Annotated in this window: 8 protein-coding genes and 1 pseudogene; 8 read left to right on the plus strand and 1 reads right to left on the minus strand. The window is 45.9% G+C overall.

Annotation, left to right across the window (positions count from 1 at the left end):
* From ACR0QN_RS12835 to ACR0QN_RS12870, 8 genes are all read left to right on the plus strand, one after another.
* Window positions 1–544 (plus strand): FGGY-family carbohydrate kinase (locus ACR0QN_RS12835; RefSeq protein ID WP_432651616.1); only part of this gene is annotated, 544 nt, incomplete at its 5' end.
* Window positions 545–549: 5 nt separating this feature from the next.
* On the plus strand, window positions 550–3,159 hold the full coding sequence (locus ACR0QN_RS12840; protein ID WP_432651617.1) for an alpha/beta fold hydrolase: 2,610 nt from the start codon (window positions 550–552) through the stop codon (window positions 3,157–3,159).
* A 12-nt stretch (window positions 3,160–3,171) separates the two neighbouring features.
* Entirely contained in the window at window positions 3,172–4,416 is a 1,245-nt protein-coding gene (locus ACR0QN_RS12845; RefSeq protein WP_432651618.1) for an endo-1,4-beta-xylanase, read from the plus strand.
* A gap of 5 nt (window positions 4,417–4,421) precedes the next feature.
* A complete protein-coding gene (locus ACR0QN_RS12850; protein ID WP_432651619.1) occupies window positions 4,422–6,389 on the plus strand; it encodes an alpha-glucuronidase in 1,968 nt (655 codons plus the stop codon).
* Window positions 6,390–6,520: 131 nt separating this feature from the next.
* Window positions 6,521–7,168, plus strand: a complete 648-nt coding sequence (fsa, locus tag ACR0QN_RS12855) for a fructose-6-phosphate aldolase (RefSeq protein WP_432651620.1) — start codon at window positions 6,521–6,523, stop codon at window positions 7,166–7,168.
* 501 nt (window positions 7,169–7,669) lie between these two features.
* Window positions 7,670–9,313 (plus strand): endo-1,4-beta-xylanase, encoded by a 1,644-nt coding sequence (locus ACR0QN_RS12860; RefSeq protein ID WP_432651621.1) that lies wholly within the window; start codon window positions 7,670–7,672, stop codon window positions 9,311–9,313.
* A 38-nt stretch (window positions 9,314–9,351) separates the two neighbouring features.
* Window positions 9,352–10,809 (plus strand): ABC transporter substrate-binding protein, encoded by a 1,458-nt coding sequence (locus tag ACR0QN_RS12865; protein ID WP_432651622.1) that lies wholly within the window; start codon window positions 9,352–9,354, stop codon window positions 10,807–10,809.
* Between the two features lie 117 nt (window positions 10,810–10,926).
* Window positions 10,927–12,402 carry a glycoside hydrolase family 43 protein gene (locus tag ACR0QN_RS12870; protein ID WP_432651623.1) on the plus strand — a complete coding sequence of 492 codons (1,476 nt, stop codon included), beginning with the start codon at window positions 10,927–10,929 and terminating at the stop codon, window positions 12,400–12,402.
* Window positions 12,403–12,467: 65 nt separating this feature from the next.
* Here the strand turns inward: ACR0QN_RS12870 and ACR0QN_RS12875 are convergent.
* Window positions 12,468–12,798, minus strand: a pseudogene (locus tag ACR0QN_RS12875) (family 43 glycosylhydrolase); the annotation flags it as partial.

Consider the following 12,798-nt stretch of genomic DNA (forward strand, 5'->3'; position numbering starts at 1 on the left):
GTACTACCTCATGGACAAGGAAGCGGAAACAGTACCTATCGGTGCAAACAGGCTTCTTTATCTGCCCTATCTCATGGGCGAGCGCACACCTCACCTTGACCCCAATGCAAGAGGAATGTTTTTCGGACTTTCCGCAATGCACACAAAGAAGGAAATGCTCAGAGCTGTAATGGAGGGTGTTGCATACTCACTTCGTGACTGCGTTGAGATTTGCCGTGAGATGAACATCAATGTTTCCGACATGATGGCTTGCGGAGGCGGCGGAACTTCTCCTCTGTGGAGACAGATGCTTGCAGACCTTTACGCTTGCCCCGTTAAGACCGCAGCTTCAAAGGAAGGTCCCGCTCTTGGTGTGGCTATTCTTGCACTTGTGGGTGCGGGTGTTTACAAGAGCGTTCCCGAGGCTTGCGATGTTATCTGCGGTGTTGACAAGGTTCAGGAGCCTATTGCTGAAAATGTTCCTGTTTATGAGAAGTTTTTCAGACTGTATGACAAGGTTTATCCTGCTGTAAAGGAACAGATGAAAGAGCTTGCGGAGATGTGAGAATAATGAGCGGAAATTTTACTGTAATGCGCTTTTTCGGAGATCATATGATACTCCAAAGCGAAACTGAGAATCGTGTTCGGGGCAAAGCACCTTTTGGCGAAACAATAACACTTACAGTTTCGGGCGGCAGCGGCAACAGGGTCTTAACTTCCGTTTCAAATGAAAAAGGGGAATATGAAATTATTATTCCCCCCTATCCCCCTTCATTTGAAAGCTGCACTCTGACATTTTCCTGCGGCGGCGAGAAGATAGAATTTACCGATGTTCTTTTCGGTGAGCTTTATCACATAAGCGGTCAGTCAAATATGGAGCTGCCGATCTGTCGCACCATTGACCCCTTAGACCCCAAAATTCCCAAGGGTAGCAGGTTTATAAGGGAATTTCGTGTGCCCGTGGTGTGCTGCTTCGGAAAAGACGAGGAATATGATGATTTTCAGGGCGGCGAGTGGAAATGCGCCGAAGGAAATGACCTTATGTATATGAGTGCGGCAGGATATTATTTTGCCGAAAAGCTTTCGGAAAAGCAAGATGTTCCCATAGGACTTGTAAACACCTCTGCGGGCGGCTCTCCCGTTGAAGCGAGAATGCCTTACGGAATGCTCATGGAGCTGGGAGGATATGAGGAGTTCCTTGCCCGCTGCACAGTTTCGGGTTATGAAAAAAATAAGGCTGAGGCTGACAGGGAAAAATATGGAAAATGGTGTGCCGAGCTTGAAAAAGGGGACGTTGTTTCGAGATATATATTTATTGCTCCTCCCGAATTTACAAAATGCAGTATTCCCTTTTATTTCAGAGATGACCCTATGCTTTCGGGATTTTGCGGTCGTATATGGTTCAGAAAAAGCTTTGTTGTCACGGAGGATATGGATATTTCGGAGGCTGTGCTTGTGCTGGGTGCAATGATAGACGCCGATGAGGTGTTTGTTAACGGTGTATCGGTTGGTTCAACAGGCTATATGTATCCGCCGAGAATATATCCCGTTCCCGAAGGAGTGCTGCACAGGGGCGAAAATACCCTTCATATCCGTCTTGAAGTGAGACAGGGCAGGGGAGGCTTTGTTCGGGGCAAAAAATACTGTATCAACCTCAGAGACAGGCTCATTGACCTTTCGGGTGAATGGGAGTACGCTGTGGCTGCAAGGGGAGAATATATTTCCCCCGATGTGTTCTTTCAGGGGCTGCCCCTTTCCATGTACGGTGCACTTACCGCACCCGCCTTCGGCATAAAATTCAAGGGACTGATATGGTATCAGGGCGAATCCAATGACAGTGCTCCCGAAAGATATTATGAGCTGTTCAAAGCCTTTGTGAATATGTACAGGGAACGCTGCGGCTATGAAATTCCCGTTATTTTCACACAACTTTGCAATTTTGACGACCCTGTACGGTGCGTTGTGCCGTTATCGTGGGCACAGATCAGAGAGCAGCAGCTCAGATGTCTTGATATTACGAATACTGCTATGGCGGTGACAATAGACATAGGGGAATCAAACGATCTTCACCCCATAAACAAGCGTGATGTGGGACGCAGGCTTGCACTCTGCGCAGAGCGGCTCATATATAAGGACAGCCTTGTTCCCGAGGACATTTTCCCCCTCAGTGCAGAGCTCATTGAGGACGGCAGGATACTGCTGTCATTTACCGATACCAAGGCTGTCAGAATGGTAAACGACCCGCCGAAGCATTTTGAGCTTATTACTTTAGAGGGAGAAATTATCCGCCCCTCAGCAAGGCTTACGGAAAATGGCTTAGTGCTTCGTTATAAGAGTGAGAATGCTCCTGTTTTACTGAGATATGCCTGGGAAAACGACCCTGTCAAGCCCGATCTTTTCAGCAATACGGGGCTTCCCGTAACTCCGTTCAGGCTGCCCGTAATTCAGAAGGCATTATGGAAAGAGTACTTTATCGGAAACGGTATCTTTGTCCGTGAATATTATCCCCTGCAGCAGGATAATAAATGCGCCGTTATTCTGAGCCACGGCTATAATCAGAATCTTGAAAGCACCTCCGATATTGCCGCAGCTCTTGCCGAAAGAGGGATCAGGGCATATGCTTTTGATTTCTGCGGCGGTGGATCAGGTTCAAAAAGCATTGGAAGCGGCATTGATATGAGCGTCTCCTCGGAAATATCCGATCTGAGCGTTGTGATAGATTATGTAAAGAACAACGCATTCCCCGAAAAGCTCTTTTTGTACGGTGAAAGTCAGGGCGGTTTTGTTTCGGCTCTCACAGGGGCACAGAGGAAGGATATTTCAGGTCTGGCTCTTTTATATCCTGCGTTCTGCATTCCCGATCAGTGGCTGGGCAGGAATCCTTCAAAAATGACCGGACCCTTTGAATTTATGGGATTTACCATTTCAAAAAAATATTATGACGGTGTTCCACGATATGATGTTTTTGAAAAGCTCGGAGAATACACCGCCCCCGTTCTTATTATGCACGGCACTTCGGACAGCGTGGTAAATGTCGGCTACGCAAAGAAGGCGGTCAAAGCCTTCAAAAACGCTGAGCTTATCCTTTACGAGGGTGAAGATCACGGATTCTCAGCAAAGGCACGGAAAAAGGAAATTGACGTTATCTCGGAATTTATTTATAAGATAATTCTTCGGTAAGGAGATCATAAAATGAATAACTATGAACACCGCAAGGCAAGTAAAAAAATCATCGTAAGAGATGCTGACGGAAAGCCTGCTTCGGGTATACAGGTAACTGTCAAGCTTAAAAACCACAGTTTTTTATTCGGCTGGGGCGCATTTGATGTTCTGGCTCACACAGACGCTGATACAGACGAGAAGAAGGAGCTTTTTGCTCCCCGTGCAAAGCAGTGGGAGGAGCTTTTCAATTACGGCACACTTCCTTTTTACTGGGGACAGTACGAGCCTTCCGAGGGTAATGTGAGACAGGACAGAATGATGAAATGCGTTGACCGTATTGTTAAGGACGGCGCAAAGGTAAAGGGTCACCCCCTTTGCTGGCATACTGTCTGCGCTGACTGGCTCTTAAAGTACAGCGATGAGGAAATTATGCAGAAACAGCTTGACCGTATCACCCGTGATGTCAGTGCCTTCAAGGGTAAAGTCGGACTTTGGGACGTTATCAACGAAACGGTCATCATGCCCGATTTTGACAGGTATGACAATGCTGTTACAAGGCTTTGCAGACATTACGGAAGAATACCCCTTATCAAATCCGTATTTGCTGCGGCAAAGGCTGCCGACCCCGACGCTGTTCTTCTTATAAACGATTTTAACACCTCCGAGGCATATGCTCATGTGATCGAGGAATGTCTTGAAGCAGGAGTTTCCATTGACGCTATCGGCATTCAGTCTCATCAGCATCAAGGGTATTGGGGTGCAGAAAAGCTTGAAAATGTGCTTCACCGTTTTGAGCGTTTCGGTCTGCCTATCCATTTTACGGAAAACACACTTATTTCGGGAAAGCCTATGCCCCCCGAGATAGTTGACCTGAACGATTTTCAGCCCGAAAGCTGGGATTCTTTGCCCGAATACGAGGAGCAGCAGAAAAACCAGTTGGAGGAAATGTACCGTATTTTATTTGCTCACCCCCTTGTGGAGGCGGTCACAGGCTGGGACCTGACCGACGGCGGCTGGCTCAATGCTCCAAGCGGTATTCTGAGAAGAGACGGTTCTCCCAAGCCTGCTTATGAAATGCTCACAGGGCTTATCAAAAAGGAGTGGTCAACCGAATATTCGGCTGTTACCGATGACAACGGCTGCTTTGAGCTTTACGGCTTTAAGGGAGAGTATTCCGTTACCATTGACCGAAAGGAATATACCCTTATGAACAGCGGTACCGTTAATTCTAATGGCAATGATGTCCCGGAAGCTTTACAGTTATCTGAGAGGTAAATGCTATGGATATGCTTTATGACTGCTGGCTTGCATACGGCAAGGACAGTTCCATGAAATGGGCTGAAAAATATCTTTCAAGGATATGCGTACTCTCACGGGGCAGGGTGATAAGCTCTGCCGAAAGGGAGCTTGAAAGGGCATACAAACGGCTTTCAGGGAAAATTCCCGAGAGGATACCCGAGCCTTGTGACGGCGGGTGCTTTATCCTTCGGATAAATGAAGGCTTCGGTGAAGGGGGATACAAAATTTCCCTTTCAGATGACATCATCACCGTTGAGGGCGGCGATGAAAACGGTGTTCTATATGGAGTGTTCAGATTTCTTATCCTCGCTTCCTGCGGGTATCCGTCAGAAAGTCTGAACCTTACCGAAAAGCCTTTTTTCCCGCTTAGAATGATAGATCAGTGGGATAATGCCGACGGCACGGTGGAAAGAGGTTATTCGGGAGCTTCTTTTTTTTATGAAAATGGCAGACCCGTTTCGGATATGAAAAGGCTGACCGATTATGCACGGCTCCTTTCCTCTGTGGGGATAAATGCCATATGTATAAACAATGTTAACGTGCATAAAAACGAGACTTATTTCATCACAGAGAAATTCCTTCCCGATATTGCAAGAATAGCAGACACTTTCGAAGATTACGGTATAAAGCTGTATCTCAGCGTGAATTTTGCCGCTCCTATTGAAATTGACGGACTTTCCACTGCCGACCCGTCAGACGATAGGGTAATATGTTGGTGGAAATGCAGAGCGGAGAATATTTACAGCCGCATTCCCGATTTCGGAGGATTTCTTGTAAAAGCCGATTCGGAAAACCGTCCCGGACCTCATTCCTACGGCAGAGATCACGCAGAGGGTGCAAATATGCTTGCAGCTGCCTTAAAGCCCTATGGCGGCAAGGTGATATGGCGGTGCTTTGTGTATAACTGCCATGTTGACTGGAGAGACAGGGCTACTGACAGGGCAAAGGCGGCTTACGACTGCTTTAAGCCCCTGGACGGAAAATTCTCGGACAACGTTTATATCCAGATCAAAAACGGACCCATGGATTTTCAGATCCGTGAAGCGACCTCGCCGCTTTTCGGAGCAATGCCCCATACAAACTGTCTGTGTGAATTTCAGATAGCTCAGGAATACACAGGACAGCAGATCGACCTTTGCTATCTTGTTCCAATGTGGAAGGAATGTCTTGATTTTGATACATATCATGGGGGCGAAGGTTCTCTTGTAAGCAAAAATGTTCTGGGAGCGGCAGGCGTGTCGAATGTGGGCAGCGACCTTTGCTGGACGGGAGACCCTCTTGCAGGAGCTAATCTTTACGGCTACGGCAGACTTGTTTTTGACCCCGCACTTTCGGCTGAGCAGATCGCAAAAGAATGGGTAAGGGCAGCGGTAACTACCGAAAATGAAACGGCTGATATCATATGCAATATGCTTTTGTCCTCACGGGATATTTATGAAAGCTATACCTCACCTCTGGGAGTGGGCTGGATGGTCACACCTCATTATCATTACGGGGTGGACGTTGACGGATACGAGTATTCCCCCTGGGGAACCTATCATTACTCCGACAGATACGGCATGGGCGCAGACAGGACAAAAGCCACAGGAACAGGCTACACCGCACAGTATGCTCCCCATAATGAGGAGATGTATGAAAACCCTGACACCTGCCCCGAGGAGCTGCTTCTGTTTTTCCATCACCTTCCCTACACCTATATGCTAAAAAGCGGAAAAACTCTGATACAGCATATCTATGACAGCCATTTTGAGGGAGCGCAAAAAGCCGAGGAGCTTCTTAATAAATGGAAGTCTATAAAGGAAAAGCTGCCCCGGGATATTTACTATGAAGCGGAGAAACGCTTTGAAAAGCAGCTTTTAAACAGCAGACAGTGGCGTGATGTGATAAACACATATTTCTACCGAAAATCGGGAATAGATGACATCTTCGGCAGAAAGATCTACAGGTAAAATTTGCACAAAATATAGAAAAAACAGCACAATAATCGGCAAGAAAAAACCATATGAAAAGCGTATAATTTTATTATAGAAGAAAGCTTTACAAAGCTCGAAAAAGTATGTTTTTGAAAGGATATGATAATATGAAGCTTTTTATTGACACTGCGAACGTTGATGATATCCGCTGGGCAAATGACCTTGGCGTTATCTGCGGCGTTACCACAAATCCCTCGCTTATTGCAAAGGAAGGACGTGTTTTTGAGGAGGTCGTAAAGGAGATAACCACCATAGTTGACGGTCCCATTTCTGCTGAGGTCATCTCTCTTGAGGCTGATAAAATGGTTGAGGAGGCACTTCCTCTTGCTGCAATACATAAGAACATCGTTATTAAGCTCCCTATGTGCGAGGAAGGTCTTAAAGCCTGCAAAATGCTTACCGCAAAGGGAATAAAGACCAACGTTACCCTGATCTTTTCCGCAGCACAGGCTATGCTTGCCGCAAACGCAGGTGCAACCTATGTATCTCCCTTCCTGGGCAGACTTGATGACATTGGTATGGAGGGTCTGAAGCTCATTGAGGAGATCGTTCAGATATTCAGCGCACAGTGCATCGATACCGAGATAATCGCCGCATCAATAAGAAATCCTATCCATGTTACTGCTTGTGCAGCACTTGGCTGTGATATTGCAACAATTCCCGCTAACGTTATCCGACAGATGATAAAGCACCCTATGACCGACAATGGGATCGAACGTTTCCTCAAGGACTGGGAAGGTGCTAAAACCAAGTAAGGAGTAAATTTTTAATGCTCCTTTTCGGAAGGTGAATTTCGCACCGAAAGAATAGAACATATAAAAAGCGCGTTTTTTGGTGTGTGCGATAGCAAAAATGGTCAGTCTGCAAAACAATGCGTGATATTCAAAAAGAATATGACAAAGTCCTCTTTCGTATTGTTCGTCACAGAAAGAGAGCTTTTGCATTTAATCGAAAAAACGCAATTTATAGTATGTCCAAACACAAAAAATGATTAGCCATGAGAATGAAAATGTACTATAATGTTTTATGAAAATATATTGCTTTTGTGCTAATTGAATGAAAGTACAAAAACGAGAATATTTTTCGGGAGTGCTTATTTCATCATTTTGAAGCTCCCCGAGCAATTTTTTCTCTCGTAATTTATAAACAGAGCTTTGCATAATATTCTCGATGACTATGATCTTGCTGTCGCCTTGATTTGTTTGCGGCATTTTCGCTGTGGACACTGTAATTCTCTTGAAAGGAACAGTCAAAAAATGAAGTTTAAAAAAGTATATGCTTTTATACTTTCTGCACTAATTCTTTCAGGCTGTGCAGCGGCTCAGCCTCCTGCACAGGAAACATCAGCAGAAAGCACTGCCGAGGAGGTTATGACACTTGAATCCGCCGAAACTGCGGCAGCCGAAGAAACAGAACCTCCCGCCATAAGCGAAACGTTCTCCGACGAGAATTTCAGTGCTGAAAAAAGAGGAACTGTTATTTTAAGATATTTTGAGGACGAAGCTGCTTCCGATAAGGGTGCACTGAGAATTTTCAACAGGCACAACGCGTGGGAAGGCATCGGCTACAACGCAGATAAATTCCGTGGAAATGAGCTTGAAGCGGAAGGCTCCTTTCGAAGCGCAAATCCAAGCGTTAAAATTTCTGTTTCCTACAGCGTAAACGGGAACACCTCCTATAACACGATCGTAACGGTTGATACCAAGGAGGATTCCTATTCAAAGGGCAGCGGAAAGTTCGATATCCCTAAGAATGCCGAAAATATCCTCGTATATGTTGAGAGCGACAGGCTTGAGGAAATTTATATTGACGATTTTTCTGTAAAGGTTTGCGGAGATTACACCTATTACCCTGAGGCTGTTCCGACGGAATATGTGGATACCTCCGATTACCCGTCGCTGAAGGAAGAATACAAGGATTATTTCAGGATAGGCACCGCAACCACCACAAATCTTATGGATAAAGAACCGTACACCAAGATCATTAAAGCTCAGTATAACAGTATGACTCTGGGCAACAGCTTCAAGCCCGATTCAATACTTGATCACAACAAAACCGTGCGTGATGTTGAAAAGTATATGTATTCTCCCGCCGTTAAGTTTGATGCTGTAAAGACAGAACTTGATTTTGCAAGAGACAACGGACTGACGGTCAGAGGTCACACACTTCTCTGGCACAACCAGACACCCGAATGGCTGTTCTATAAGAATTACGATATCGGCGGCGAGCTTGCCGACCGTGAGTTAATGCTTTCGAGAATGGAAAACTACATAAAAAATGTTATGGAGTGGACCGAGGAAAATTATCCCGGGCTTGTAAGAGCGTGGGATGTTGTAAACGAAGCTGCCGATGACGGCGGCGGAATGAGAAAGAGCCTTTGGTACCAGACTGTGGGAGAGGATTACATCGAGCAGGCATTCATGTTTGCAAGAAAATATGCTCCCGAGGGTACAAAGCTCTTCTACAATGATTACAATTCCTATCAGACCCGCAAGCAGAACGATATAATCACATTCCTCCGTCCTGTTGTGGAAGCAGGCAATATTGACGGCATGGGAATGCAGTCACATATTAATGTTGATATAAGCATATCTCAGTATATGACAGCTCTGCAGAAATATTATGACGAGCTGGGGCTTGAGATAAATGTAACCGAGCTTGATGTTTGCAGGGGCAAAGGAGACGACTGGCAGGAGGAACAAGGCGCATATTATAAAGAGTTTATGTCAGAGATACTTAAGCTCCGCAAAAACGGCATCCCCATCACAAGCGTTACCCTTTGGGGAATAAGCGATACCGATTCATGGATATCATCGGATTACCCGCTTATCTTCAATGACGATCTCAGCAGAAAACCTGCCTTTGACGGAATGATCGAAGCAGTAAAAAATCAGGAATAACAATAGTCAATCAATAAAAAAATTATGGAGGTATTGTTATGAAAAAATTTAAAAGAACAGTAGCCGGAATATCCGCTCTTACATTCGCCCTCGGTCTTACAGCCTGCGGCGGAGGAAACTCCACGGGCGGAAATGACACAACTGCTGCATCTACAACCGCAGCCACAACCACAGGCGAGACCACTACCGTTACAATGGCAGACGAGGACAAAGAGACAATAAGCGGCGCTGCTGCATTGCTCCGTGATGAAACACTGGAAAGCAAAACCATCAAGTTCCTCAGCCATTGGGATATCAACCCCGTTGAGGGCGAATCCCTCCCCGTGCAGCTCAGTATGTTCCAGGAAAAGTACGGCGGAAAGATCGAGTGGATACCCACCACATGGGAAACTCGTTACTCCGATCTCAGCACACACGTTCTGGGCGGCACAGGCGTTGACTTCTTCCCCCGTGATGAAGAGTGCCTTCCCAAGGGCGTTATCAACGGTATGTTCCAGCCTGTTGATGATTATATCGATCTGAGCAGTGAGCTCTGGTCCGATGTAGCAGTAGCTATGGACAAGTACAACTTTAACGGAAAGCACTATGCTTTCGTTACAGGCGTTTCTGCAAACAATGTTGTGCTTTACAACAAGCAGACAATTGAAGAATATGGTTTTGATGATCCTTGGGAGCTTTACGAAGCAGGCGAGTGGAACTGGGATACATTCTCCGATATGCTCCAGACATTTGTTGAAGCCGATCCCGATAAAAACTGCGGTCTTGACGGCTGGTGGTCTGAGCTCGCTCTCTACCGCTCCGGCGGAGAAGCTTTCATCGAAGCTAAGGACGGCGAGATCGTTGTAAATATGCAGAGCGCAAAGATCGAAAAGGCTATGAACAATATGCTCGATCTTTACAACAAGGGTCTTGTTATGGATAAGTCTCTTTACGACTGGGCTGAGCAGCCTCAGTTTATGGCTGAAGGCAGAGAGCTGTTCTTCATCGTAGGCTCATGGCACATCATGAATCCCCCCGAGTCATGGTCCACAAAGATCCCTCCCGAGAATCTCGGTATTGCACCTGTTCCCAACGCTGCTGACGCTGAGCATCCTTGGCAGGACGCTGTTCTTGACGGCTTCTGCCTTACAAGAGGTGCACAGAATCCTCTCGGTGTTGCTCTTTACGCAGAGTGCGGACTTGCAGCTGCTCTGGATGACGGTGCTAAGGAAGTATATGACAAGCAGTGCCGTGAGGATTACCAGTGGCCCGAGGACGTTATTGCTCATCGTTATGAGATAAATGACCTTGCTCGTCAGTACCCCGTTGTTGACCTCGCAGGCGGTATGTCCAGCGATATCGAAAGCCTCACAACTTCTAATGCTAATAAGAGCGTTGGTCTTAACGCTGCTCTCCACGGCGTTGAGTGGGCTACCACAAGAGAAGAGCTTTCCGGTGCTCTTGATGTTCTTGTTCAGGAAGTTGTTGACCAGCTCGCAGCTGCTCAGTCTGAATAAGCATAATATTCCCTCGCTAAATTAGAAATATTCGCCGCAAGCCCTTATAAACAGGGGTTTGCGGCAAATTTCATAATGATCTGTATGGAAAAAATAACGATCAAAAGGAGAACTCTCATGGAAAAAATAAATCCAATTACATCGCTTGATTACCCCGACCCCGATGTTATCAGAGTGGGGGATACATATTATATGGTGTCAACAACAATGCACTTTTTCCCCTGCTGTGAGATACTCCGCTCCTACGATCTTGTAAACTGGGAACACGCCGTTTATGTCTGCGATACCCTTGATAATACTCCCGCACAGAGGCTGGAGGAGGGGAATATTTACGGTCAGGGAATGTGGGCAGCTTGCATAAGACACCATAACGGAAAATATTATGTCTGCTTCTCCTGCAATGACACTCACAAAACATATCTTTACACCACGGAGGATATTTACGGCAAATGGGAAAAAAGCACCATTGAGGGGTTTTATCATGACTGCTCACTTCTCTTTGATGATGACGGAAGGGTATATATTGTTTACGGAAACAGGGAGATATGGCTCACAGAGTTGAGTGATGACCTATCCGCTCCGAAAAAGAATGGCTTGCACAGAAGAATAGTATTTGACAAAGGCAATAAAGTGCTCGGATATGAAGGCTCTCACATTTACAAGATAAACGGTAAATATTATGTTTTCTTTATTCATTCCCGCCCTGACAGATGGCTGCGTTGTGAAGCCTGCTTCTCATCAGACAGCCTTGAAGGGGAATTTACAGGGGGAGACTGCCTTGAGGATACTATGGGTTACTGCGGTCAGGGAGTTGCCCAGGGAGGTATTGTCGATACCCCCGACGGAAAATGGTATGCTATTCTCTTTCAGGACAGAGGGGCAGTGGGCAGAATACCCGTTCTCCTACCTGTTTCATGGGATAATGACCGACCGATCTTCGGAGACAATGGAAAAATACCCGAAAGCTTTGAAATACCAACTGCAAAAGCGGGATATTGCTATGCCCCGCTGATCTTGTCCGACGATTTTAAAAGTGAAAAGCTTTCTCCATGCTGGCAGTTTAATCATCAGCCAGACAAGGAATACTATTCTCTTGACCCACAGAAGGGCTGTTACAGAATTACCTCGGGAAGGCTGTGCGGTGATATTCTCCATGCGAAAAACACATTGACCCGTCGTATGACCTACCCTTGCTGCACTGCGATTGTAACTATCAACACAAAGGGAATGAAAAACGGCGACTCGGCGGGAATTTGCGCTTTTCAGGGCTGCTATGCGTGGATAGGAGCGTCTGTGCGGGACGGTGCAAAATTCATTGAAATGCGGTCTATGGGCAAGGACGGCACTTTGAAAAGGGAAAGCATTCCCCTTAATACCGATTCTCTGACCGTGGGAATATCCGCCGATTTTGAGAATATGAAGGACGAGGCAGTGCTTTTCTATGTAGAAAACTTTGATAGAAAACAGCTTGGGGGCAAGCATAAACTATATTTTAAGCTTGACCATTTTACAGGCTGCAGAGCGGGGCTTTTTATGTATTCCACCGAATCTGCGGGAGGATATGCCGAATTTTCGGATTTTATAATGAACTGAGCCAAAAAAATGGAGCGTGATTTTTCTCACGCCCCATAAATCGTTATTTTGAAAATCAGATACGATCATTTCATAAACACAAATTCGATCATCTCGAAAAGGCTTCTGTTCTTGAAATAATCAGCAGTCCAGCCGTGATAATCCGTTGATATCTTAAAATAAACAGCGTGTCTGCCCGTAACAGCTTTGACAATAGTTTTAACGATACCGCTGCCCTGACCGATATCACATACTCCGATCTCCTCATCATCGGCAAATATGTGCATATGACAGTTACAGCCTGTTCCGTTGATCTTAGCGGCAAATTCCATTGTTTTGCTTGAAAAGTCCTCACCAAAATCAAAATACTTGTAGCCGATAACATCACCGTCGTGAATGTTCATTATTACCCGTTCA

This window comes from Huintestinicola sp., assembly GCF_050874005.1.
Classification (GTDB): domain Bacteria; phylum Bacillota; class Clostridia; order Oscillospirales; family Ruminococcaceae; genus Huintestinicola.